Origin of the sequence: Pseudoxanthomonas mexicana (genome assembly GCF_046736355.1) — a bacterium.
GTDB classification, from domain to species: domain Bacteria; phylum Pseudomonadota; class Gammaproteobacteria; order Xanthomonadales; family Xanthomonadaceae; genus Pseudoxanthomonas_A; species Pseudoxanthomonas_A mexicana_B.
Genome location: NZ_CP157201.1, coordinates 2,776,088 through 2,798,220, shown reverse-complemented (window position 1 = coordinate 2,798,220; position 22,133 = coordinate 2,776,088). Strand labels below are relative to the sequence as shown.

Here is a 22,133-nt window from a genome sequence, read left to right as displayed (position 1 = left end):
AAAGAGCCTTGCGGCTCTTCGTTCGGCAATCGGTGAATCGATGGTGGCCGGGGAGGGAATCGAACCCCCGACACAGGGATTTTCAATCCCTTGCTCTACCAACTGAGCTACCCGGCCAAGGTCTTCGCGGTACGGCTAAGGCCGGTGCGAGGGCGCGAATGATACGGGAAGTCGTGGCGGGCTGACAAGCCGCCTGTGCGCTGAACGGGCCGGTCGTGGGCCTGACGCGGGTGCGGCGGGCGGGTGCATGATGGCGGGGGAAGAGAAACCTCCACCCGATTGGGAAGCCGCATCATGAAACGTGTATTCCTGCTCTGTTCGCTGGCCGCTCTCTCCGCCTGTTCCAGCCTGCCCGGGCAGTCCGACGCCGAGCGGCTGGCGATGTTCCGCAAGAACGCGGGCGCGCCGGTGAGGGACTTCAGGCTGTTCGGCAGCCTCAACGGCTGGCAGCCGCTGGGCAATTCGGCGCTCGCGGTATGGACTCGGCCCAACGAGGCCTACCTGCTCGACCTGACCGGGCCGTGCCCGGATCTGGACTACGCGCCGGCCATCTCCATCAGCAGCATGATGAACCAGGTATCGACCTTCGACCGGGTGATGCCGGTGGGCGGCGGGGCGGCGGGCATGCGCATCCCGTGCCACATCAGGACCATCCGCCCGCTGGACGTGAAGGCGCTCAAGGCCGCGCAGGCCGAGTTGCGCAAGGCCGAGGTGGTCGCGCGCGAAGCAGAGGCGAAGGATCGTCCGTAAGCGGGCGATCGCCGGGTCGCGGGAAGAGCGGGGCGAATCTCCCCTCTCAGGCCTCCGGCACGTAGCCGGCCGGCTTGTCGGCGCCGCCGCCGAACAGGAACTTCTCCAGCTCCGTCTCCAGGAACGCGCGATGCTTGGGATCGCGCGGCGACAGCCGGTTCTCGTTGATCAGCATGGTCTGGTGCGCCAGCCATGCGCCCCAGGCGTTCTTGCCGACGTGCGCGAAGACGCGCTTGCCCAGTTCACCCGGGTAGGGGATGAAGTCCAGGCCTTCGGTTTCGCGTTGTTCGTACTGGCAGAAGACGGTGCGGGTCATGGGCGTTCCGTGGGAAGTCGCTTGGATTCCCGCCTAGGCGGGGATGACGGCAGAAAGCAGCTTGCGTATCGGGGCGGGCAGGCCCAGCGAGGGAAGGTCGGCGGGCGCGATCCAGCGCAGCGCGTCATTGTCGCCCACCGCGTCGCGCAGGGCGACCTTGCGAAGGCGCAGCGGTTGCAGGTGCAGGCGGTAGTGGGTGAAGGTGTGGACGATGACCGGCAGCGCCTCGGCGGCGTCGTAGTCGCCGTGCAGGTGGCGTGCGGACCATTCGCGCAGCGCCGCGTCGGTGTCGGCCTGCGGCAGCGTCCACAGCGAGGCCCAGATGCCGGTCGTCGGCCTGCGTTGCAGCAGCACCTCGCCGCGCGCGTTCTCCAGCAGCAGCGCGGTCGCCTCGCGCTCGGGCAGCGGCTTGCCCGGCCTGGGCGTGGGCAGGGCATCGGTCAGTCCCTCGCGGCGGGCGACGCAGTCCGCTTGCAGCGGGCACAGCACGCAGGCCGGGTTGGTGCGCGTGCACAGGGTGGCGCCGAAATCCATCTGCGCCTGGGTGTAGTCGGCCATGCGCGCGTGGGGCAGGTGGCCTTCGGCCAGGGCCCACAGCTGCTTCTCGATCGCGGGCAGGCCGGGCCAGCCGGCGATGCCGTGGTAGCGCGCCAGCACCCGCTTGACGTTGCCGTCGAGGATCGGGAAGCGCAGGTCCCAGGCCTGCGCCAGGATCGCGCCAGCGGTGCTGCGGCCGATGCCGGGCAGCGCGTGCAGCGCGTCGAAGTTGCGCGGCAGGTCGCCGCCGTGCAGTTCGACGCAGTGCTTGGCGGCGGCGTGCAGGTTGCGCGCGCGGGCGTAGTAGCCCAGGCCCGCCCACTGCGCCATCACCGCGTCGGTCGAAGCCGCCGCCAGATCCGGCAGGGTCGGGAAGGCCAGCAGGAAACGCTGGAAATACGGGACGACGGTGGCGACCTGGGTCTGCTGCAGCATGATCTCCGACAGCCACACCCGGTACGGCGTGCGCGGATGCTGCCAGGGCAGGCCGTGGCGGCCGTGGCGATCGAACCACTGCAGCAAGCGGTCGGCGTAGGTGTCTGGAGGCTGGCGCATGCTGGCGGTGGCGGATGCTTCAGGTGCGGCTTCTTGTGGGAGCGACGTCAGTCGCGACGCGCTTGGCCAGGAAGTCCGGTCGCGACTGACGTCGCTCCCACAAAGCGGCGCACTCAGGCACCGCCCAGTGCTTCCGGCAGCAGCGCGTCGACGAAGGCCTCGGCGTCGAACACGCGCAGGTCCTCCGGCCGCTCGCCGATGCCGGCGTAGCGGATCGGGATGCCGAACTCGCGCGCCAGCGCGAACACCACGCCGCCCTTGGCGGTGCCGTCGAGCTTGGTCACCACCAGTCCGGTCACGCCGACCGCGGCATGGAACTGGCGCAGTTGCGACAGCGCGTTCTGGCCGGTGGTGCCGTCGATCACCATCAGCACCTCGTGCGGCGCGGCGGCGTCGATCTTGCCGAGCACGCGGCGGATCTTGCCCAGTTCGTTCATCAGCCCGGTCTGGGTGTGCAGGCGGCCGGCGGTGTCGGCGATCAGCACCTCGGTGCCGCGCGCCTTGGCGGCCTGCAGGGCGTCGAAGGCGACCGAGGCCGGGTCGGCGTCCTGCCCCTGCGCGATCACGGTCACGCCGTTGCGTTCGCCCCAGGCCTGCAACTGCGCCACCGCCGCGGCGCGGAAGGTGTCGCCGGCGGCCAGCATCAGGCCGTGGCCTTCGTCCTTGAAGCGCCTGGCGAGCTTGCCGATGGTGGTGGTCTTGCCGACACCGTTGACGCCGACGGTCAGCACGACGAAGGGCCTGGCGTTTCGATCGATGACCAGCGGCCGGGCTACCGGCGCCAGCAGCGCGATCAGGTCGGCGCGCAGCGCGGCCAGCAGCGCGTTGGCGTCGGCGAACTCGCGCGCCTTCATGCGCTTGCGCAGGTCGTCGAGCAGCGCGGTGGTGGCGGGCACGCCGACGTCGGCGGTCAGCAGCGCGGTCTCGATCTCGTCGAGCAGATCGTCGTCCAGCCTGGGATTGCGCGAGAACAGGCCGCCGAAGCTGCGCGCGAACGCGCTGCCGCGCAGGCGCTCGCGCCAGCCGGACTTGCCGGCGGGAGCGGGGGAGGCGGAGGACGCCGGATCGACGGATTCCGGCGGTGGCATGGCCGCCGGCGGCGAAGCGGGCACGAGGGCGACGGGCGGGACCGGGAGGGTTTCGGGCGCGGCAGCGGGCGGCGCTTCGAGGTCGGCCGTGCGGTCCGGCGCAGGTTCGGCGGCCTCGGTGCGCGGCGGCATGGCCTCGGCCGGCGCCTGCGGGAAGGCGGCCGCCAGTTCGTCGGCGGTGAAGCCGCGTTTCGTGGCCTCGGAGGTCCCCTGGGGCTTCTTGCGGCGGAAAAAACTGACCATTGCGCACAGTGTCGAAAACGGAGCGACATGCTACCACCGGGGCGTTCGGCTCCCGTGCAGGCGCGGCCTCAAGCGCGGGGAAAACAGGCCGATAACGTCATCGGGAACCTCCGCCGGACCAGCCAGTGAACGCCATCGCCAACATCGCCGTCTCCGGCATGCGCGCCGCCGCCATCGGCTTGCAGGCGGCCGCGCACAACGTCGCCAACCTGGGCAACCTGGCGGCGACGCGCCAGTCGGCACATCTGGAGGCGGTGCCGGAAGGCGGCGTGCGGGCCAGCGTGGGGCCGGCGCCTGCGGATCCTTTCGCGCCGCTGGGCGATGTGGTCGATGCGATGGCCTACCGGTTGCAGTTCGAGGCCGGGGCGTTCGTGTTGAAAATCGGCGACGAGGTGTTGGGCAGCCTGCTGGACGCGAGGGCCTAGAGTGTTTCTGCCGTCATCCCGGCGAAGGCGGGGGTGACGAAGATGTCACGCATGAAACGAAATGGTTCTTCAACAACTCCGGGAAAGCGACCCGGATCCTGTAGAGCGGAGCTTGCTCCGCTGCTCCCGGCTCCGGAGCCGACGTAGCCGAGCAAGCTCGGCTCTACATAAGCTAAGCCCCCCTCACCCCAACCCTCTCCCCCATCGCGATGCGATGGGGGAGAGGGAGCTTTATTCCGCAGACGTTCCGTGCGCAACCTCCCGCTCCCTCTCCCCCGCTTGCGGGGGAGAGGGTTGGGGTGAGGGGGCTTGTGCCGTGGATTCGTCAAATCCAGCGGCCGCTCCCATGCTCTTTTTCTCGCTCGGAATGCCCGGCTCAGGCCGACAGCTCCAGCAGCAGCTTGTTCAGCCGGCGCACGTAGGCGGCCGGATCCTTCAGGCCGTCGCCCGCGGCCAGTGCGGCCTGGTCGAACAGCACGCGCGCCAGATCGGCGAAGCGGCCTTCGTCGCTCTCCGCGTCGAGCTTGCCGATCAGCGGGTGCCCGGGGTTGAACTCGAACACCGGCCTGGTCTCGGGCAGCTTCTGGCCGCTGGCTTCCAGGATCTGGCGCATCTGCGGGCCGAGATCGCCCTGGCCGATGGCCAGGATCGCCGGCGAGTCGGTCAGGCGGTGGGAGACGCGCACCTCGGCCACGTCCTCGCCCAGCGCCGCCTTGATGCGCGCGGTCAGCCCCTCCTTCGACTTGGCGGCCTCTTCCTGCGCCTTCTTCTCTTCCTCCGAATCCAGCTTGCCCAGATCCAGATCGCCGCGGGCGACGTCGACGAAGGACTTGCCGTCGAACTCGGTCAGGTAGCCCATCAGCCATTCGTCGATGCGGTCGGTCAGCAGCAGCACCTCGATGCCCTTCTTGCGGAACACCTCCAGGTGCGGGCTGTCCTTGATCTGCGCATGGCTCTCGCCGGTCAGGTAGTACAGCTTGTCCTGGCCTTCCTTCATCCGCGCCACGTAGTCGGCCAGGGCCACGCCCTGCGCGCCGCTGGCGTCGAAGGTGGAGGCGAAGCGCAGCAGCCCGGCGATCCTCTCGCGGTTGGCGTAGTCCTCGGCCGGGCCTTCCTTCAGCACCTGGCCGAACTGGTTCCAGAACGTGGCGTAGTCCTCGGGCCTGTCATTGGCCAGCTTCTCCAGCATGTCCAGCGAGCGCTTGGTCAGCGCCGCGCGCATCGAGTCGATGACCGGGCCGGACTGCAGGATCTCGCGTGAGACGTTGAGCGGCAGGTCGGACGAATCGGCCACGCCCTTGACGAAGCGCAGGTACAGCGGCAGGAACTGCTCGGCCTGATCCATGATGAAGACGCGCTGCACGTACAGCTTCAGGCCCTTGGCGCCGTCGCGGTGGAACAGGTCGTAGGGCGCGCGCGCCGGCACGAACAGCAGCGAGGCGTATTCCAGCTTGCCCTCGACCTTGTTGTGGCTCCACGTCAGCGGGTCGGTGAAGTCGTGGGCGATGTGCTTGTAGAACTCCCTGTACTCCTCGTCCTCGATCTCGTTGCGCGGGCGCGTCCACAGCGCGCTGGCGCGGTTGACGGTCTCCCATTCCGGTTCGGCAGGCGCGTCCTTGTCCTCGCCGGCGGATTCCCTGCGCATCTCGATGGGCAGGGCGATGTGGTCGGAGTACTTCTTGACGATGCCGCGCAGCTTCCAGCCGTCGGCGAACCCTTCCTCGCCGTCCTTCAGGTGCAGCACGATGCGGGTGCCGCGCTCGGGCCGGTCGACGGTGGCGACCTCGAACTGGCCCTCGCCGGCGCTGGACCAGTGCACGCCCTCGGCGGCCGGCAGCCCGGCGCGGCGGCTGTACACGTCGACGCGGTCGGCGACGATGAAGGCGCTGTAGAAGCCGACGCCGAACTGGCCGATCAGGCCGGCGTCCTTCTTCTGGTCGCCGCTCAGCCGGGAGAGGAAGTCGGCGGTGCCGGACTTGGCGATGGTGCCCAGGTGCGCGACGGCCTCCTCGCGGCTCATGCCGATGCCGTTGTCCTCGATGGTCAGCGTGCGCGCACTCGCGTCGTAGTCGATGCGGATGCGCAGGTCGCCGCCGCCTTCCAGCAGCTCGGGCCGGGTCAGCGCCTCGAAGCGCAGCTTGTCGGCGGCGTCGGCGGCGTTGGACACCAGCTCGCGCAGGAAGATCTCCTTGTTCGAGTACAGCGAATGGATCATCAGGTGCAGTAGCTGCTTCACCTCGGTCTGGAAGCCCAGGGTTTCCTTGCGGGTCTCTACGGTCATCGTGGGTCTGCTCCATCGGTGGCGGGTGCCGCGGACGCGGCGAACGCCCCTGCGGTGTGGGCGCGGCGGCCGGATTTCAAGCGCCACGGGCTATCATCGGCGGCCTGCGACAGACATCTCCGGCACCGCGCATGTCACCCATCCGCTCCATACGAACGCCGCATCCGCCGCGGCCGCGCGCATGAACGCCCGGCGCGGCGGCCGCGCCGCGGCGGGCGGGCAGGTGCGCATCATCGGCGGGCGCTGGCGCGGCACCCGGCTGGACGTGCCCGACAGCCCTGGCCTGCGCCCCAGCGGCGACCGCGTGCGCGAGACGCTGTTCAACTGGCTGATGCACGCGCTGCCGGGCGCGCGCGTGCTGGACCTGTTCGCCGGCACCGGCGCGCTGGGTTGGGAGGCGCTGTCGCGCGGGGCGGCGACGGCGGTGCTGGTCGAGCGCGACCCGGCGCTGGCGCGGCGGCTGCGCGAGGTGGCCGCGCGCCTGTCCGCGCAGGACCGCGCCGAAATCGTCAACGACGACGCGCTGGCCTGGCTGACCCGCGGCGTCGGCGGGCCATTCGACATCGCCTTCGTCGATCCGCCGTTCGCGCAGGGGCTGTGGGAGCGCGCGCTGCCGGCGCTGGCGCCGCGGCTGGCGCCACGGGCCTGGATCTACGTCGAATCGCCGGCCGGGCAGGCGCCGCCGGTGCCGGCCGAATGGACGCTGCACCGCGAGGGCGGCACCCGCGAGGTGCGCTTCGCGCTGTACCGCAGCGCCGACGGGCGGGGCGCTGATACACTTCCGTCTCCTGCGACAGTGGCCGAGGCGACGGTTTCCCAATGAACGTGGCACGCAACCGCATCGCGGTCTATCCGGGCACCTTCGATCCGGTCACCAACGGGCACATCGACCTGATCGATCGTGCCGCGCCGCTGTTCGAGCGCCTGATCATCGGCGTGGCCGAGAGCCCGGCCAAGGGACCGGCGCTGCCGCTGGCGCAGCGCGTCGAGCTGGCCCGCGACGCCACCGCCCACCACCGGCACGTGGAGGTGCGCGGCTTCGACTGCCTGCTGGCGCATTTCGTCAAGGAGGTCGGCGGCGGCGTGCTGCTGCGCGGCCTGCGCGCGGTCTCGGACTTCGAATACGAGTTCCAGCTGGCGAGCATGAACCGCCACCTGATTCCCGAGGTGGAAACCCTGTTCCTGACCCCGTCCGAGCAATACGGGTTCATCTCGTCCTCGCTGGTGCGCGAGGTCGCGCGGCTGGGCGGGGACGTGTCCGGATTCGTGACGCCGGCGGTGGCCGCCGCGCTGCAGACCCAATGGAAGCGCAAGCCGGGCCAGACGCCCGAACCCTGAAAGCCACGCAAGACCAGTAACGCAACGCCTGACCTTATCGAAGGGGAGATGAAGATGAAGATCGCTACACGCCTGATGCTGGCCGCCTGCCTCGTGCTGCCGTTCGCCGCCTGCAAGAAGCAGGAAGCCCCGGTGGTCGAAGCCGCTCCGCTGACCGCGCCGACCGGCACTGATGACGCCGCCTGGAAGACCTACCTGCAGGAAGTGGTCATCAACAACATGGGGCCGATCACCAATACCCCGTACATGTACTACCTGCCGGCCGAGAACGACCCGGAATTCGAGGCCAAGTACGGCCGCCAGCTCGAGCAGGCCAAGGGCGCGATGGCGCGCGGCATCACCGCCGGCAACCTGATCGCGTTCGGCTCGCCGGCCAGCGCGCGGGTCGCGGACCTGGCGGTGGCCTCGTTCGAGGGCGTCGAGGCCGACACGCTGAAGGGCGTGCGCGTGCTGTTCATCGGCGATGCCGCCGACAACGCCCGGGTCAAGGTGGCGGTCGAACCGTCGGGCGCCGAGTACGTGTTCGTCGAGGCCAAGTGATCCTTGCGCGCGCGGCCGCCATCGGCGGCCGCGCGCAGGCACGGGCCCGGCGTCGCGCCGGCCCGTGGCCGTGAAACGCTTCCCGCATGGGCGGGGATGACGAAAGAAGAATGTCCCTCAAGATCAACGAACTCTGCGTCAACTGCGATGTCTGCGAACCGGCCTGCCCCAACCAGGCCATCTCGGCGGGGCCGGAGATCTACGTGATCGACCCCGCGCGCTGCACCGAATGCGTGGGCCACTTCGACGAACCGCAGTGCGTGGTGGTCTGCCCGGTCGAATGCATCGACCCCGACCCGGCGCATCCGGAAACCCACGATCAACTGCTGGCCAAGCTGCGCCTGTTGCAGGGCGGCTGACCGCGTCCGACCCCATGCAGGAGCCTTCGTGATACTGCGCAAACTCGCCGCCCTCGTCCTCGCCTTCGGGTTCCTCGCCGCCGCGCCGGCGCTGCACGCGGCCGACGGCCGCCCGGCGGCGCAAAAGCCGCCGGGCGCGGCCATCGCCAGTGCGCACCACCTGGCCACCGACGCCGGCTTCGCCATCCTGCAGGCCGGCGGCAACGCCTTCGACGCGGCGGTGGCGGTGTCGGCGACGCTGTCGGTGGTCGAGCCGATCAGCTCGGGCATCGGCGGCGGCGGTTTCTTCCTGCTGCACGACGCGGCGACCGGGCAGGACCTGTTCCTCGACGCGCGCGAGATCGCGCCGGCCGCGGCCACGCCGGAGAGCTTCCTCGACAAGGACGGCGAGCTCGATCGCGATCGCTCGATCAACGGCGCGTGGTCGGCCGGCATCCCCGGCCTGCCCGCCGCGCTGGTCGAACTGGCGCAGCGCCACGGCCGCCTGCCGCTATCGGCGTCGCTGGCGCCGGCGATCCGGGTGGCGCGCGAGGGTTTCCCGGTCTACGGCCGGATGGCGCGCGGCTACCAGGCGCGCCGCGCGGTGATGGAGCGCTATCCCGGCACGCGCGAGGTGTACCTGCGGCAGGGCCGGCCGATCGCCGAGGGCGATCTGTTCAGGCAGCCGGAACTGGCGGCGACGCTGCAGCGGCTGGCCGACAAGGGCTTCGACGGCTTCTACCGCGGCGAGACCGCGCGCCGGCTGATCCGCGGCGTCAACCAGGCCGGCGGCCGCTGGAACGCCGACGAACTGGCCGGCTACCGGGTCAAGTGGCGCACGCCGATCAGCTTCGACTACCGCGGCTGGAAGGTCACCACCGCGCCGCCGCCGTCCTCCGGCGGCATCGCCCTGGCCGGCATGCTGCAGATCCTGGAAGGCTGGGATCTCGCGCAGCTGGACCAGGCGCAGCGCGCCCACCTGGTGGTCGAGTCGATGCGCCGCGCCTACCGCGATCGCACGTTCTTCCTCGGCGATCCGGATTTCGTCCACATCCCGCAGCGCGTGCTGACCAGCAAGGACTACGCGCTGGGCCTGCGCGCGACCATCCATCCGGAGCGCGCCACGCCCAGCGACCTGCTGTCCGGGCGGCCGACGCCGCTGGAGGACGAGGAAACCACCCACTTCTCCATCATCGACGCCGACGGCAACCGCGTGGCCGGCACGCAGACGGTGAACCTGCTGTACGGATCGGGCCTGATCCCCAAGGGCACCGGCGTGCTGCTCAACAACGAGATGGACGACTTCGCGCTGAAGGCGGGCACGCCCAACGCGTTCGGCGTGATGGGCTTCGAGGCCAACGCGCCGGCGCCGGGCAAGCGCATGCTCAGCTCGATGACGCCGACCTTCATCGAGTCGGCCGACAGGGTGGCCGTGCTCGGCACCCCGGGCGGCAGCCGCATCATCACGATGGTGCTGCTGGGCATCCTCGGCTACGACGCGGGACTGGACGCGCAGCAGGTCGCCGCGCTGCCGCGCTACCACCACCAGTGGCTGCCGGACGCGATCGAGGCCGAGCGCGGCGCGTTCGACGCCGAGGCCGTGCGCGCGCTGCAGGCGATGGGGCACAAGCTGGACCTGCCCGGCGACGAGGCCGCGGGCGGGCGCGGCTCCAGCCACGTCTGGGGCAATTTCCAGACCGTGGAATGGGATCGCCGGAACGATGCGCTGCGCAGCGGCAGCGATCCGCGCAATCCGGTCGGCAAGGGCGCGGTGGAGGCGGCCACGCGCTGAACCGCGCCGCGCGGGCGGCGTGCCGGGACGCCGGCGCTACAATAACGCCCGGACCGTGCACAGCAGGAATACCGCCATGAAACTCTGGTCGATCATCGGCAACTCGCAGAAGCTCGACGGCGGCGCGATGTTCGGCAACGCGCCGCGCGCGCTGTGGGAGAAGTGGTCGCCGCCGGACGAGCACAACCGCATCGCCCTGGCCTGCCGCGCGCTGCTGGCCGCGCCGCTGAACGGCAAGACCGTGCTGTTCGAGACCGGCATCGGCGCGTTCTTCGATCCGAAGATGCGCGAGCGCTACGGCGTGCAGGAAGAGCGCCACGTGCTGCTCGATTCGCTGCGCGAGGCCGGCTTCTCGCACGAGGACATCGACGTGGTGGTGCTGAGCCACCTGCACTTCGATCACGCCGGCGGCCTGCTGGCGCCGTGGGCGGAAGGGCGCGCGCCGGAACTGCTGTTCCCCAACGCGACCTACCTGATCGGCGCCGAGCACTGGCAGCGCGCGCTGAAGCCGCATCCGCGCGATCGCGCCAGCTTCATCCCCGAACTGCCCGGGCTGCTGCAGGCCAGCGGCCGGCTGGAGATCGTCGAGGGCGAGCATTCGCGCGCGCTGGGCGAGTCGGTGCGCTTCGGCTTCAGCGACGGCCACACGCCGGGGCTGATGCTGGCCGAGATCGCCGGTCCGGACATGCGCGACGGCCAGCCGCACGGCGGCGTGGTCTTCTGCGCCGACCTAATCCCCGGCCGCCCGTGGGTGCACGTACCGATCACGATGGGCTACGACCGCAACGCCGAGCTGCTGATCGACGAGAAGCGCGCCTTCCTCGAGGACAAGCTGGCGCGCGGCGTGCGCCTGTTCTTCACCCACGACCCCGGCTGCGCGCTGGCGCAGGTGGTGCGCGACGACAAGGGCCGTTTCGCCACCACGCACGAAGTCGCCGAGTTGTCGGCGCGGCCGCTGGCGGCTTGACGGCTGAGCCGGGCAAGCTCGGCTCTACAGCATTCATCCTCCTGTAGAGCGGAGCTTGCTCCGCTGCTTGTCCGGCTGGAGCCGAGCAAGCTCGGCTCTACAGGCGCTCATCGTCTTGTAGAGCGGAGCTTGCTCCGCTCTGCCGCCCCACGATTCCGGATTATTCCGATAATGCCCCGGGACGCTTCCCGATGGAGCCGGCGGCCGCAATCGCCATGCTTTCCGCATGACGACTCCACGTTTGACCATCGGTCGCATCTCCGAACGCGAGGCCATCTACGCGGTGACCACGGTCATCGCGTCCAGGAAGCCGTTGCTCCTGGAAACCGGGCTTGCCGGGCATGTCGCCGCAGAGATCGACCGTTGCGAGGAGGAAGGCCGGATTCGGTCGTTGGCGTGGGTGGTGATGCCGGATCATCTGCACTGGGTGCTGGTGCTGCGCGAGGGAACGCTGAGCCGTTGCCTCCAGGCGTTCAAATCGAGGTCCGCATGCGCCATCAATAATGCATCCGGCCGTGTCGGACGGATCTGGCAGGCCGGCTTTTACGATCACCGGTTGCGTGGCCATGAGGATCTCCGGGCGCAGATCCGCTACCTGGTTGCCAACCCGGTGCGCAGCGGTCTGGTCGAGCAAATCGAGGATTACCCGCACTGGTGGTGCGAATGGATCCGGGACAGCGCGGATCTGTAACGTGGGGCCTGCTCTGCTTGTCGGTCGGAGCCGAGCAAGCTCGGCTCTACAGGCATCCATTCTTTTGTAGAGCGGAGCTTGCTCCGCTACTTGAGCGGATTGGAGCCGAGCAAGCTCGGCTCTACAGGCATCCGTCCTCTTGTAGAGCGGAGCTTGCTCCGCTGCCTGTCCGGATTGGAGCCGAGCAAGCTCGGTTCTACAGCATTCATCCTCCTGTAGAGCGGAGCTTGCTCCGCTGTTTGAGCGGATTGGAGCCGAGCAAGCTCGGCTCTACAGGCATCCGTCCTCTTGTAGAGCGGAGCTTGCTCCGCTGTTTGAGCGGATTGGAGCCGAGCAAGCTCGGCTCTACAGCATTCATCCTCCTGTAGAGCGGAGCTTGCTCCGCTGTTTGACCGGATTGGAGCCGAGCAAGCTCGGCTCTACAGGCATCCGTCCTCTTAGAGCGGAGCTTGCTCCGCTGTTTGAGCGGATTGGAGCCGAGCAAGCTCGGCTCTACAAATGCTCACCTTCTCCTGTAGAGCGGAGCTTGCTCCGCTGCTCGTCTTCCAAACGCATCAGCGCTTCTTCCAGCGCCGCCACGTTGCCGCCCTCGGGCCAGCCTTCCACGATCTCGACAACCTTGCCTTCGCGCATGAAGTGGAACACCGGCGTGTGCTTGTCGGCGAGCATCGCCCACTGGCTGTCGCGCCAGGCGAGGTGCGGGACCAGGCCGGGATGGCGCGCCTGCCATTGCCGCAGCGCGCCGGCGTCCAGCGGCGTGGTCTGCGGAAACAGCACCAGTCCGCGCGAGGCCAGCGCCGGGCCGAGTTGCGGGTGAGCGTGCAGGACGCGGAAGGCTTCCTGCGAGAAGCGGCATCCCAGTCCGGCCACCGCGACGATGCGCAGCGCGGAGGTGTCCACGTCCACCTTGCGCCAGCGGTTGCCGGCATCGCCTTCCACCCGCAATGCATTGGCGCGCGGTGCATCGATGATCTCCGGCGGCGCATCGTCGATATCGGGATGCACGGCCAGCAGGCGATTGGCGGCGGGTAGATCCCGCGTGGCGATCAGCAGCCGGTAATGGGCGCGCCGGTCGCCCGGACGCAGCCGGCCGCGCTGTTCCAGCGCTGCGACGATGCGGCCCAGGTCCGCCATGCTGGCGGCGGAATGGGTGTCGAACGCGGTCGCCTGCGCGGCGTCGAAGTAGGCGCGAAGTTCGTCGTCGGCCAGCGCGGCGGCATCCTCCGTGCGCAGCGGGCCGAACAGGCGCTCGTAATGGATTTCGCGCGGGCCCTCCGCGCCGAGCGTGCGCAACAGGGTTTCGAGCCGCTCGACCCTGCCCATCGCTTCGGCGTCGAGGCGGGGCCAGTGCCCGGCGGGCGCGGGCCTCGGTCCATCACCGGCATTGCTGCGGATGATTCCGGCGTAGCCGGGCAGCTCCAGCAGGAGCAGGATCGCGCGGATCTCGTCGTCGGCCAGTTCGCCGGACAGTTCGGCGGTGGGCAGCGAGACGACGCCCTTCTCGTTGAACCTCAATTGCGACAGGAAGCGGCGCAGCGCACGATCCGGCAGTCGCCCCAATGGCGAGCGCGAACGCGGGATGGTCTCCAGGTGCCGGCGCAGGTCGGCCTGGCTGCGGATCGGCGCCAAGGCGGGAACGTCCTCGCCGTTGGCTGCCGCCGGCTTGTCGCGGGCGGTCGAATGGCCCGCTGCCAGGGCCAGCGTCGCCAGCGTGAGCGCGAAGGGGATGGCATGGCGCATGGCGGCGTTCCTCATGGCGGCGCTGTCCGATGGGCTGCCGGACCTCGCGGGCAATCAACCCATCCGCGTGCCGAAGATGCGATCGCCCGCATCGCCCAGGCCGGGCAGGATGTAGCCCTTGTCGTTGAGGCGCTGGTCGATGGCGGCGGTGTAGACCTCGGTGTCCGGATGCGCGGCTTCCAGCGCGCGCAGCCCTTCCGGCGCGGCGACCAGGAAGATGCCCTTGATGCGGCGTGCGCCGGCGCGCTTGAGCATGTCGATGGTGGCGATCAGGGTGCCGCCGGTGGCCAGCATCGGATCCAGGATCAGCGCGTCGCGCTCGTCGAGCCGGCCGGTGAGCTTCTCGAAATAGGACACCGGTTGCAGCGTCTGCTCGTCGCGCTGCAGGCCGACCACGCTGACCTTGGCGGCCGGGATCAGCGCCAGCACGCCCGGCAGCATGCCCAGCCCGGCACGCAGGATCGGCACCAGCGTGATCTTGGCGCCGGCGATGCGGCGCACCTCGACCGGACCGGCCCAGCCGGGCTGGACGTGGGCTTCGGTCTCCAGATCGGCGGTGGCCTCGTAGGCCAGCAGCGTGCCCAGTTCGGTGACCAGTTCGCGGAAGCACTTGGTGCTGAGCGCGGCGTCGCGCAGCAGGCCGATCTTGTGCTGGACCAGCGGATGGCGGACTTCGACGGTTTTCATGCGCATGCCGGGCAAGGGTGTGCGCCTAGCTTAAGCCAAGCCATCGCCGGCGAAGCGGGAAGGGATCGTGCTGCCTTTCCCCACTCGCGGGAGAAGGGAGGAAGCTGCCGGATGCCTGCAAGCACCCTCCCTTTCCGGATGATCGCCGTGGGTCAGGCCGCCGCAGCCTGGGCGATGCGCGGGCCTTCGCGCAGCGCGCGGCCGATCATCGACACCAGCAGATCCAGCTCTTCGGCGCTCATCATGAAGTGCGGGGTGAAGCGCAGCGAATTGGCGCCGCCGTGGATCACGTTCATGCCGTGCCGGCGCAGCCATTCCTCGGTGGAGCCGGCACCGTAGCACTTGAACTGCGGCGACAGCTCGCACGAGAACAGCAGGCCGGTGCCCTGCACGTTGGTGATCAGGCCGCCCAGTTCGTCCTTGAGCTTCTCCAGCTTCTCCACCGCCTCGCGGCCGCGCGCGCGGATGTTGTCACGCACCTGCGGGGTCAACTGCTCCAGCACCGCGCAGGCCACGTCGAGCGCGCGCGGGTTGCTGGTCATGGTGTTGCCGTAGATGCCCTTGCGGTACAGGCCGGCGGCGTGTTCGTTGACCGCCAGCACCGACAGCGGGTACTGGGCGGCGTTGAGCGCCTTGGAATAGGTCTCCATGTCCGGCGCGTCCAGGCCCTCGAAGCCGGGATAGTCGACGATCGACAGCACGCCGTGCGCGCGCAGGCCGGCCTGGATCGAGTCGACCAGCAGCAGGCTGCCGTGGGCGCGGGTCAGTTCGCGCGCGGCGGCGTAGAAGGCCGGCGGCAGCGAGCGCCCCGGGTCGCCTTCGCCCATCACCGGCTCGACGAACACCGCCTCGACGAACCAGCCTTCGCGCTCGGCGTCGGCGAACGCGCGGCGCAGCGCCTCGACGTCGTAGGGCTCGATGGCGATCAGCGTGTCCTCGTCGCGGTAGCTGGCCAGGTGCTGCTGGTAGGTCTTGCGGGTGGAATCCGAGTACAGCGCCGGGCGCTCGGTGCGGCCGTGGAAGCTGCCCTTGACCACGATGCGCCTGATCGCGCGGCCGGCGTGGCGCCCGCCCGGGTCGGTCTGCAGCTTGGTGTTGACGTCGGCGATGCGCGCGGCCAGGCCGACCGACTCGGAGCCGGAGTTCAGGCACAGGAAGCGCGCGTACGGACAGCCGCCGCGGGTATGGCCGATCTCGCGGCGCAGCGCGCGGTCGAAGCGCAGCTGCGACAGGCTCGGGGTCATGATGTTGGCCATCACCTGCGGCCGCGCCATCGCCGCCAGCACGCTTTCCGGCGTGTGGCCGAAGCCGAGCATGCCGTAGCCGCCGGCGTCGTACAGCACCGCGCCGTTGATGCTGACCACCCACGGGCCGCGCGCGGCCAGCGCCACGTACGGGTTGACCGCGTCGTCGGCGTAGAAGTTGACGAAGCCGGCCTGCACGGCGCGCACCTGCGCGTCCTCGTCCAGGTCGAACAGTTCGGCGAACTCGTCCTTCAACTCCGCGTGCGCCCGCGCCGCCGCCTCGACGGCTGCCGGCAGCGCCGGATGCGAGGCCGCAAGCTGCTCCAGCACGGCATCGTCCAGGCCGGTGGTCAGGCGCTTGCCCTTGTGGGCGCGCAGGGGGGCGAGCTGCTGGATGAAGGTCATGGGACTCTCCTGGACGGACAAGGATTCTATTATCTGGATAAATTCGTCGTTTGACAGTTATGATTCGTGCGGTTTCGACGCCTGTTTCGTCGAATCGACGAAACGGCCAGACAAATGAAGCTCACCGCCTCCGACGAACTGCTGCTGTCCCTGCTGCGCGAGAACGCGCGCGCCTCCACCGCGCAGATCGCGCGCCGGCTCGGCCTGTCGCGCACCACCGTGCAGAGCCGCATCGATCGGCTGGAGCACGAGGGCGTGATCGGCGGCTACACGGTGCGGGTCAGCGACGAGTTCGAGCGCGGCTACCTGCGCGCGCACATCATGATCACCGTGTATCCCAAGCAGATGACCTCGGTGGTGGCGGCGCTGCGCGCGATGCCGGAACTGCGCACACTGCACTCGGTCAGCGGCGCCTACGACCTGATCGCGGTCGGCGTGGTGCCCACCGTCAACGACATGGACGTGCTGACCGATCGCATCGGCGGCCTCGAGGGCGTCGAGCGGACCACCTCGTCGATCGTGCTGTCGACCAAGTTCGAACGCTAGCCTCACGTACAATGCGCGGCCTTGCAGGGCCTATCCCGTGAAGAAGTCCGATTTCCATTTCGACCTGCCCGAGGCGCTGATCGCGCAGGCGCCGCTGGCCGAGCGCTCGGCCAGCCGGCTGCTGGTGGTGCCGCCGGGCGATGCGCCGCCGGCAGACCGCCACGTGCGCGATCTGCCGGACTGGCTGCATGCCGGCGACCTGCTGGTGTTCAACGACACCCGGGTGATCCCGGCGCGGCTGTTCGGGCAGAAGGACAGCGGCGGCCGCGTCGAGATCCTGATCGAGCGGCTGCTGCCGGACAACCATGCGCGCGCGCAGATCGGCGCCAGCAAGTCGCCCAGGCCGGGCGGGCGCATCCGCCTGGATGCCGGCGGCGAGGCCGAGGTGCTCGGCCGCGAGGGCGAGTTCTACCGGCTGTGCTTCGACGTGCAGGGTTCGCTGGAAAGCTGGCTGCTGAAGGCCGGCCGGCTGCCGCTGCCGCCCTACATCCGCCGCGATCCCGGGCAGGACGACGACGAGCGCTACCAGACCGTGTTCGCGCGCGAGCTGGGCGCGGTGGCCGCGCCGACCGCCGGCCTGCATTTCGACGACGCGCTGCTGGCGCGGCTGCGCGAGCGCGGCGTCGAGTTCGGCCACGTCACCCTGCACGTCGGCGCCGGCACCTTCCAGCCGGTGCGCGTGGACGACGTGCACCAGCACCAGATGCACAGCGAGTGGCTCAACGTCGGCGCGCACCTGGTCGAGCAGGCACGCGCGGCGCGCGCGCGCGGCGGTCGCGTGATCGCGGTCGGCACCACGGTCGTGCGCGCGCTGGAATCGGCGATGCGTGATGGCGAGTTGCAGCCGTTCGCCGGCGAGACCCGCATCTTCATCTTCCCCGGCTACCGCATCCGCAGCGTCGACGCGATGGTCACCAACTTCCACCTGCCGGAAAGCACGCTGCTGATGCTGGTGTCGGCCTTCGCCGGCCGCGAGCGCGTGCTGGCCGCGTACCGGCACGCGGTGGAGCGGGGCTACCGGTTCTTCTCCTACGGCGACGCGATGCTGCTGTTCCCGCAGCACGCTTGAGGCTGTAGAGCCGAGCTTGCTCGGCTGCAGCGGCTCCGGAGCCCAAGGCGGCGGAGCAAGCTCCGCTCTACAGGTTGAGGACGAGTCGGACCTGGCGAGCTGATGCTGGTGTCGGCCTTCACCGACGGTGAGCGCGTGCTTGGGCTGTAGAGCCGAGCTTGCTCGGCTGCATCGGTTCCGGAGAGCCAGGGCAGCGGAGCAAGCTCCGCTCTACAGGTTGGACGAGTCGGACCTGGCGAGCTGATGCTGGTGTCGGCCGTCACCGGCCGTGAGCGTGTGCTTGGGCTGTAGAGCCGAGCTTGCTCGGCTGCATCGGCTCCGGAGTCCAGAGCAGCGGAGCAAGCTCCGCTCTACAGGTTGAGGACGAGTCGGACCTGGCGAGCTGATGCTGGTGTCGGCCTTCACCGGCCGTGAGCGCGTGCTTGGGCTGTAGAGCCGAGCTTGCTCGGCTGCATCGGCTCCGGAGCCCAGGGCAGCGGAGCAAGCTCAGCTCTACAGGATGAATCGGATCCAGCGAACACAGCTGCGTGTGTTGCCGCGGTTGGCGGCGAACGGGCGAGCCACTAATATCGGCATTTCGCAGCTCCAGCCATGCGTTCACGGCGACGCCAGAGCCGGTCCCTCTACGCAGGAGATTTTCCGATGCTTCCCGACGTCGTTTCCCATGTTCGTCCCGCTGGCCGCCGGTTCGCCGCTGTCGCGATGGTATTGCTGCTGAGTGCATGCAACCGTGCTTCCGACGCCCCCGCCGGCGAGGCGGCGGCGCCGTCGCCCGCCCAGGGCGGCGAGGTCAACCTCTACACCACCCGCGAGCCCGGACTGGTGCAGCCGCTGCTCGATGCGTTCACCGCGCAGACCGGCGTCAAGGTCAACACCGTGTTCGTGCGCGACGGCCTGCCGGAGCGGCTGCGCGCCGAGGGCGAGCGCTCGCCGGCCGACGTGCTGATGACGGTGGACAGCGGCAACCTGCTGGATCTGGTCGAGGCCGGACACACCCAGCCGGTGCAGTCCGACATGCTGGCCGCGGCGATCCCGGCGCATCTGCGCGGCGCGGACGGCGAGTGGTTCGCGCTGTCGCTGCGCGATCGCGTGCTGTACGCGCGCAAGGACCTGGCGCTGGACGGTTTCGCCTACGAGGATCTGGCCAGGCCGGAATGGAAGGGCAAGGTCTGCATCCGCTCGGGCCAGCATCCGTACAACACCAGCCTGATCGCGGCGATGATCGCGCACGCCGGCGCCGAGGCGACCGAGCGGTGGCTGCGCGGGGTCAAGGCCAACCTGGCGCGCGCGGCGGCCGGCGGCGATCGCGAGGTGGCGCGCGACATCCTCGGCGGCATCTGCGACATCGGCATCGCCAACGCCTACTACGTCGGCCGGATGAAGAACAGCGAGGAAGGTTCCGAGCAGCGCCAGTGGGGCGATGCGATCAAGGTGATCCGGCCGGTGTTCGCCTCGGCCGGCGAGGCCGGCGGCACCCACGTCAACATCAGCGGCGCGGCGGTGGCCCGGCACGCGCCGAATCGCGATGGCGCGGTGCGGCTGCTGGAGTTCCTGGTGTCCGACCAGGCGCAGGGCCTGTACGCGAAGGCCAACTATGAATATCCAGTCAAGGCCGGCGTGGAACTGGACCCGGTGGTGGCCGGCTTCGGCGAGATGAAGATCGATCCGTTGCCGCTGACCGAAGTGGCCAGGCACCGCAAGCAGGCCAGCGAACTGGTGGACAAGGTCGGCTTCGACAACTGATCGCGCCAATCGCATGCCGGTGAAGGTGCTGGACGGCGGCGGCGAACGCCTGTGGCGGGCGTCGTCGCCGCTGATCGCGCTGCTGGTCGCGCTGCCGCTGATGGCGCTGGCCTGGCAGGCGGCGCAGGGCAGCGTGGGCCTGTGGTCGCACATCGCCGTGCACGTGCTGCCGCGCGCCAGCCTGAACACGCTGCTGCTGCTGGGCGGAGTCGGCGCGCTGTCGCTGCTGATCGGCACCGGCGCGGCGTGGCTGGTCACCGCCTACGATTTCCCCGGGCGCGGGGCGATGAGCTGGGCGCTGCTGCTGCCGCTGGCGGTGCCGACCTACATCGTCGCCTACACCTACCTGGATCTGCTGCATCCGCTGGGGCCGGTGCAGTCCGCGCTGCGCGCGCTGCTGGGCATCGCCGACCCGCGCGGTTTTCGCCTGCCCGACGTGCGCTCGCTCGGCGGCTGCATCGTGCTGATGGCGCTGGTGCTGTATCCGTACGTCTACCTGAGCACGCGGGCGATGTTCCTGACCCAGGCGGCCGGGTTGCTGGAGGCGGCGCGCACGCTGGGCGTCGGCCGCCGCGGCGTGTTCGTCCGGGTCGCGCTGCCGCTGGCACGCCCGGCCATCGCCATCGGCACCGTGCTGGTGCTGCTGGAAACCCTCAACGACATCGGCGCTTCCGAATTCCTCGGCGTGCAGACGCTGACCGTGCAGGTCTACACCACCTGGATCACCCGCAGCGACCTGCCGGGTGCGGCGCAGATCGCGCTGGCGATGCTGCTGATCGTGGTGCTGCTGGTCGGCGTCGAGCGCTACGGCCGCCGGCGTCAGCGCTACTTCGTGCAGCAGCGTCCGCGGCCGATGCGGCCGCATCGCTTGCGCGGGGCGGCGGCGATGCTCGCGCTATTCGCCGTCGCCGTGCCGGTCGTGCTCGGCTTCGTGCTGCCGGCCTTGCACCTGGCGTGGGAAACGGCGATCCGGCTGCGCCAGGGCAGTGGCCTGTCGCCGCAACTGCTGTCCGCGCTGGCCAACACGCTGCAGGTCGCGGCGCTGGCGACCGCGGTCACGCTGGCCGCCGGGCTGGCGGTGGCGTGGGCGCTGCGGCTGGCGCAGGCGCGGCGGCGCGCACGCTTGCAGGCGATCAGCCTGCGCGTGGCCGGGCTGGGCTATGCGATTCCCGGCACCGTGCTGGCGATCGGCCTGCTGTCGGCGCTGTCGTGGGGCGACGGCGCGATCGACGCGGTGATGCGCGGCTTCGGCCATCCGCCGCGGCTGTGGCTGATGGGCACGGCCGCGGCGCTGGTGCTGGCCTACGTGCTGCGCTTCCTGGTCATCGCCATCGGCAGCGCCGAGGCCGGGCTGGCGCGCATTTCGCCGTCGCTGGACCAGGCTGCGCGCGGGCTCGGCCGCGGCGCGACCGGCATGCTCGCCGGCGTGCACCTACCGCTGCTGAAACCGGCGCTGGCCGCGGCGGCGCTGCTGGTGTTCGTCGATGCGATGAAGGAACTGCCGGCCACGCTGATGCTGCGACCGCTGGGCTTCGAGACGCTGGCGACCTGGCTGTACGCCGACGCGGCGCGCGGCGCCTACGAGGAAGGCGCGATCGCCGCGCTGCTGATCGTGCTGGCCGGGCTGCTGCCGGTGGTGCTGCTGGCGCGCACCGGCACGCGCCTGGCCCATGAAGGGGGAGCGGCATGAGCGCGCTGGAACTCGATCGCATCGACGTGGCCTACCCGTCGCCGGGCGGCCCGAAGCGCGTGGTCGAGGGATTGTCGCTGCGGCTGGAGGAGGGGCAGCTCGGCTGCCTGCTCGGCGCCTCGGGCTGCGGCAAGACCACGGTGCTGCGCGCCATCGCCGGGTTCGAGCCGGTGCAGGGCGGGCTTATCCGCTTGCAGGGCAGGGACGTGGCCGTCGCCGGGCTGCACGTGCCGCCGGAGCGGCGCCGGGTCGGCATGATGTTCCAGGACTACGCGCTGTTCCCGCACCTGGACGTGGCCGGCAACGTCGGCTTCGGCCTGCGCGCACTGCCGCGGCGCGAGCGCGCGGCGCGGGTCGGCGCGATGTTGGCGCTGGTCGGGCTGCAGGCCAGCGCCAGCGCGTACCCGCACGAGCTTTCCGGTGGCCAGCAGCAGCGGGTGGCGCTGGCGCGTGCGCTGGCGCCGCGGCCGGCGCTGCTGTTGCTGGACGAGCCGTTCTCCAACCTCGACATCCATACCCGCGAGCGGCTGGCGCGCGAACTGCGCGACCTGCTGCGCCAGGCCGGCGCGACCGCGCTGATGGTCACCCACGACCAGGCCGAGGCCTTCGCGATGGCCGACCGCATCGGCGTGATGGACGCCGGCCGTCTGCTGCAATGGGATACGGCCCGTGCGCTGTACCAGCGTCCGGCTGCGCCGCAGGTGGCCGGGTTCATCGGCCGCGGATTGCTGGTGGACGCCGCGGCGCTCGGCGAGGCCGGGGAACACCGGGTGCTGCTGCGCCCGGAGCACCTGCGCTGCGATCCCGACGGCGGTGTGGCCGGGCAGGTGCTGTCGTACACCTTCCGCGGCCCGGGCTGGCTGGCGCAGGTGCGGCTGGACAGCGGCGACGTCGTCGAACTGGACCTGGACGACGAGGCGGCCGCGCAGCCCGGCCAGATCATTCGGCTGCGCTGGCGGGATCCGGCGCCGGTGCGTTTTCCGCCGGGTGGTTGAATCTCCGAATCCCATCCTCGCCGTAGAGCGGAGCTTGCTCCGCTGTTCTGCCCATCGTCATCCCAGCGCAGGCGGAGGCGTGCCTTTGCTATGAGGGGATGACGGAATCGCGAGACGCCGGTGACGGATGCGCGCCGCGGATCGCCGCCGCCG

21 protein-coding genes and 1 tRNA gene are annotated in these 22,133 nt (G+C 70.1%); 14 read left to right on the top strand and 8 right to left on the bottom strand.

What is annotated here, in order from left to right; translation table 11 throughout:
* Window positions 1–41: 41 nt before the first annotated feature.
* A tRNA-Phe gene (locus AAG688_RS12830) sits at window positions 42–117 on the bottom strand.
* 177 nt (window positions 118–294) lie between these two features.
* Between AAG688_RS12830 and AAG688_RS12825 the strand changes: the two genes are divergently transcribed.
* Window positions 295–750, top strand: a complete 456-nt coding sequence (locus AAG688_RS12825) for a DUF6491 family protein (RefSeq protein ID WP_411832633.1) — start codon at window positions 295–297, stop codon at window positions 748–750.
* Window positions 751–796: 46 nt separating this feature from the next.
* Here the strand turns inward: AAG688_RS12825 and AAG688_RS12820 are convergent, their stop codons facing one another.
* From AAG688_RS12820 to ftsY, 3 genes are all read right to left on the bottom strand, one after another.
* A complete protein-coding gene (locus tag AAG688_RS12820) occupies window positions 797–1,066 on the bottom strand; it encodes an oxidative damage protection protein (RefSeq protein WP_411832632.1) in 270 nt (89 codons plus the stop codon).
* Between the two features lie 33 nt (window positions 1,067–1,099).
* On the bottom strand, window positions 1,100–2,158 hold the full coding sequence (mutY, locus tag AAG688_RS12815; RefSeq protein WP_411832631.1) for an A/G-specific adenine glycosylase: 1,059 nt from the start codon (window positions 2,156–2,158) through the stop codon (window positions 1,100–1,102).
* 113 nt (window positions 2,159–2,271) lie between these two features.
* The gene (gene ftsY / locus AAG688_RS12810; protein WP_411832630.1) at window positions 2,272–3,489 is read right to left on the bottom strand and encodes a signal recognition particle-docking protein FtsY; all 1,218 of its coding nucleotides are present in this window, start codon (window positions 3,487–3,489) and stop codon (window positions 2,272–2,274) included.
* A 125-nt stretch (window positions 3,490–3,614) separates the two neighbouring features.
* Between ftsY and AAG688_RS12805 the strand changes: the two genes are divergently transcribed.
* Window positions 3,615–3,914: a hypothetical protein gene (locus AAG688_RS12805; RefSeq protein WP_411832628.1), complete on the top strand. Its 300-nt coding sequence runs from the start codon at window positions 3,615–3,617 to the stop codon at window positions 3,912–3,914.
* A gap of 376 nt (window positions 3,915–4,290) precedes the next feature.
* Here AAG688_RS12805 and htpG read toward each other — a convergent pair whose 3' ends face one another.
* Complete coding sequence (gene htpG / locus AAG688_RS12800; protein WP_411832627.1) at window positions 4,291–6,195, bottom strand: molecular chaperone HtpG; 1,905 nt, start codon at window positions 6,193–6,195, stop codon at window positions 4,291–4,293.
* 181 nt (window positions 6,196–6,376) lie between these two features.
* On the opposite strand from htpG, the gene rsmD reads away from it, so the two are divergent.
* The 7 genes from rsmD to AAG688_RS12765 all read left to right on the top strand — a co-directional run bounded on the left by rsmD (window position 6,377) and on the right by AAG688_RS12765 (window position 11,861).
* Complete coding sequence (gene rsmD / locus AAG688_RS12795; RefSeq protein WP_411832626.1) at window positions 6,377–7,018, top strand: 16S rRNA (guanine(966)-N(2))-methyltransferase RsmD; 642 nt, start codon at window positions 6,377–6,379, stop codon at window positions 7,016–7,018.
* Window positions 7,015–7,533, top strand: coding sequence for a pantetheine-phosphate adenylyltransferase (gene coaD / locus AAG688_RS12790; protein ID WP_411832625.1), 519 nt, complete (start codon window positions 7,015–7,017; stop codon window positions 7,531–7,533). Before rsmD ends, coaD begins: the two co-directional genes overlap by 4 nt.
* Before the next feature lie 54 nt (window positions 7,534–7,587).
* Window positions 7,588–8,073 carry a hypothetical protein gene (locus AAG688_RS12785; RefSeq protein ID WP_411832624.1) on the top strand — a complete coding sequence of 162 codons (486 nt, stop codon included), beginning with the start codon at window positions 7,588–7,590 and terminating at the stop codon, window positions 8,071–8,073.
* Between the two features lie 110 nt (window positions 8,074–8,183).
* The gene (locus tag AAG688_RS12780) at window positions 8,184–8,432 is read left to right on the top strand and encodes a YfhL family 4Fe-4S dicluster ferredoxin (RefSeq protein WP_411832623.1); all 249 of its coding nucleotides are present in this window, start codon (window positions 8,184–8,186) and stop codon (window positions 8,430–8,432) included.
* A 91-nt stretch (window positions 8,433–8,523) separates the two neighbouring features.
* Window positions 8,524–10,203 (top strand): gamma-glutamyltransferase, encoded by a 1,680-nt coding sequence (gene ggt / locus AAG688_RS12775; RefSeq protein WP_411835005.1) that lies wholly within the window; start codon window positions 8,524–8,526, stop codon window positions 10,201–10,203.
* A gap of 76 nt (window positions 10,204–10,279) precedes the next feature.
* On the top strand, window positions 10,280–11,170 hold the full coding sequence (locus AAG688_RS12770; RefSeq protein ID WP_411832622.1) for an MBL fold metallo-hydrolase: 891 nt from the start codon (window positions 10,280–10,282) through the stop codon (window positions 11,168–11,170).
* A 226-nt stretch (window positions 11,171–11,396) separates the two neighbouring features.
* Window positions 11,397–11,861, top strand: coding sequence for an REP-associated tyrosine transposase (locus AAG688_RS12765; RefSeq protein WP_411832621.1), 465 nt, complete (start codon window positions 11,397–11,399; stop codon window positions 11,859–11,861).
* A gap of 492 nt (window positions 11,862–12,353) precedes the next feature.
* Here the strand turns inward: AAG688_RS12765 and AAG688_RS12760 are convergent, their stop codons facing one another.
* The 3 genes from AAG688_RS12760 to AAG688_RS12750 all read right to left on the bottom strand — a co-directional run bounded on the left by AAG688_RS12760 (window position 12,354) and on the right by AAG688_RS12750 (window position 15,937).
* Complete coding sequence (locus tag AAG688_RS12760; protein ID WP_411832620.1) at window positions 12,354–13,601, bottom strand: hypothetical protein; 1,248 nt, start codon at window positions 13,599–13,601, stop codon at window positions 12,354–12,356.
* Window positions 13,602–13,655: 54 nt separating this feature from the next.
* Window positions 13,656–14,288, bottom strand: coding sequence for a uracil phosphoribosyltransferase (gene upp, locus AAG688_RS12755; protein ID WP_411832619.1), 633 nt, complete (start codon window positions 14,286–14,288; stop codon window positions 13,656–13,658).
* Between the two features lie 152 nt (window positions 14,289–14,440).
* Window positions 14,441–15,937, bottom strand: coding sequence for an aminotransferase class III-fold pyridoxal phosphate-dependent enzyme (locus AAG688_RS12750; protein WP_411832618.1), 1,497 nt, complete (start codon window positions 15,935–15,937; stop codon window positions 14,441–14,443).
* Between the two features lie 114 nt (window positions 15,938–16,051).
* Here AAG688_RS12750 and AAG688_RS12745 point away from each other — a divergent pair, with 114 nt between their 5' ends.
* From AAG688_RS12745 to AAG688_RS12725, 5 genes are all read left to right on the top strand, one after another.
* On the top strand, window positions 16,052–16,483 hold the full coding sequence (locus AAG688_RS12745; RefSeq protein ID WP_411832617.1) for an Lrp/AsnC family transcriptional regulator: 432 nt from the start codon (window positions 16,052–16,054) through the stop codon (window positions 16,481–16,483).
* Window positions 16,484–16,520: 37 nt separating this feature from the next.
* On the top strand, window positions 16,521–17,552 hold the full coding sequence (gene queA, locus AAG688_RS12740) for a tRNA preQ1(34) S-adenosylmethionine ribosyltransferase-isomerase QueA (protein ID WP_411832616.1): 1,032 nt from the start codon (window positions 16,521–16,523) through the stop codon (window positions 17,550–17,552).
* A 642-nt stretch (window positions 17,553–18,194) separates the two neighbouring features.
* The gene (locus tag AAG688_RS12735) at window positions 18,195–19,295 is read left to right on the top strand and encodes a Fe(3+) ABC transporter substrate-binding protein (protein WP_411832615.1); all 1,101 of its coding nucleotides are present in this window, start codon (window positions 18,195–18,197) and stop codon (window positions 19,293–19,295) included.
* 13 nt (window positions 19,296–19,308) lie between these two features.
* The gene (locus AAG688_RS12730) at window positions 19,309–20,985 is read left to right on the top strand and encodes an ABC transporter permease (protein ID WP_411832614.1); all 1,677 of its coding nucleotides are present in this window, start codon (window positions 19,309–19,311) and stop codon (window positions 20,983–20,985) included.
* Complete coding sequence (locus tag AAG688_RS12725) at window positions 20,982–21,980, top strand: ABC transporter ATP-binding protein (protein WP_411832613.1); 999 nt, start codon at window positions 20,982–20,984, stop codon at window positions 21,978–21,980. The genes AAG688_RS12730 and AAG688_RS12725 overlap by 4 nt, the downstream gene beginning before the upstream one ends.
* Window positions 21,981–22,133 lie beyond the last annotated feature (153 nt).

Excerpts from the sequence above, each read along its gene's own strand:
- AAG688_RS12750 (WP_411832618.1), bottom strand. The coding sequence starts at position 15,937 with ATGACCTTCATCCAGCAGCTCGCCCCCCTGCGCGCCCACAAGGGCAAG.
- htpG (WP_411832627.1), bottom strand. The coding sequence starts at position 6,195 with ATGACCGTAGAGACCCGCAAGGAAACCCTGGGCTTCCAGACCGAGGTG.
- AAG688_RS12730 (WP_411832614.1), top strand. The coding sequence starts at position 19,309 with ATGCCGGTGAAGGTGCTGGACGGCGGCGGCGAACGCCTGTGGCGGGCG.
- AAG688_RS12745 (WP_411832617.1), top strand. The coding sequence starts at position 16,052 with ATGAAGCTCACCGCCTCCGACGAACTGCTGCTGTCCCTGCTGCGCGAG.
- AAG688_RS12760 (WP_411832620.1), bottom strand. The coding sequence starts at position 13,601 with ATGCGCCATGCCATCCCCTTCGCGCTCACGCTGGCGACGCTGGCCCTG.
- AAG688_RS12735 (WP_411832615.1), top strand. The coding sequence starts at position 18,195 with ATGCTTCCCGACGTCGTTTCCCATGTTCGTCCCGCTGGCCGCCGGTTC.
- ftsY (WP_411832630.1), bottom strand. The coding sequence starts at position 3,489 with ATGGTCAGTTTTTTCCGCCGCAAGAAGCCCCAGGGGACCTCCGAGGCC.
- AAG688_RS12785 (WP_411832624.1), top strand. The coding sequence starts at position 7,588 with ATGAAGATCGCTACACGCCTGATGCTGGCCGCCTGCCTCGTGCTGCCG.
- AAG688_RS12765 (WP_411832621.1), top strand. The coding sequence starts at position 11,397 with ATGACGACTCCACGTTTGACCATCGGTCGCATCTCCGAACGCGAGGCC.
- AAG688_RS12725 (WP_411832613.1), top strand. The coding sequence starts at position 20,982 with ATGAGCGCGCTGGAACTCGATCGCATCGACGTGGCCTACCCGTCGCCG.
- AAG688_RS12820 (WP_411832632.1), bottom strand. The coding sequence starts at position 1,066 with ATGACCCGCACCGTCTTCTGCCAGTACGAACAACGCGAAACCGAAGGC.
- coaD (WP_411832625.1), top strand. The coding sequence starts at position 7,015 with ATGAACGTGGCACGCAACCGCATCGCGGTCTATCCGGGCACCTTCGAT.
- AAG688_RS12770 (WP_411832622.1), top strand. The coding sequence starts at position 10,280 with ATGAAACTCTGGTCGATCATCGGCAACTCGCAGAAGCTCGACGGCGGC.
- mutY (WP_411832631.1), bottom strand. The coding sequence starts at position 2,158 with ATGCGCCAGCCTCCAGACACCTACGCCGACCGCTTGCTGCAGTGGTTC.
- upp (WP_411832619.1), bottom strand. The coding sequence starts at position 14,288 with ATGAAAACCGTCGAAGTCCGCCATCCGCTGGTCCAGCACAAGATCGGC.
- AAG688_RS12780 (WP_411832623.1), top strand. The coding sequence starts at position 8,184 with ATGTCCCTCAAGATCAACGAACTCTGCGTCAACTGCGATGTCTGCGAA.
- rsmD (WP_411832626.1), top strand. The coding sequence starts at position 6,377 with ATGAACGCCCGGCGCGGCGGCCGCGCCGCGGCGGGCGGGCAGGTGCGC.
- AAG688_RS12825 (WP_411832633.1), top strand. The coding sequence starts at position 295 with ATGAAACGTGTATTCCTGCTCTGTTCGCTGGCCGCTCTCTCCGCCTGT.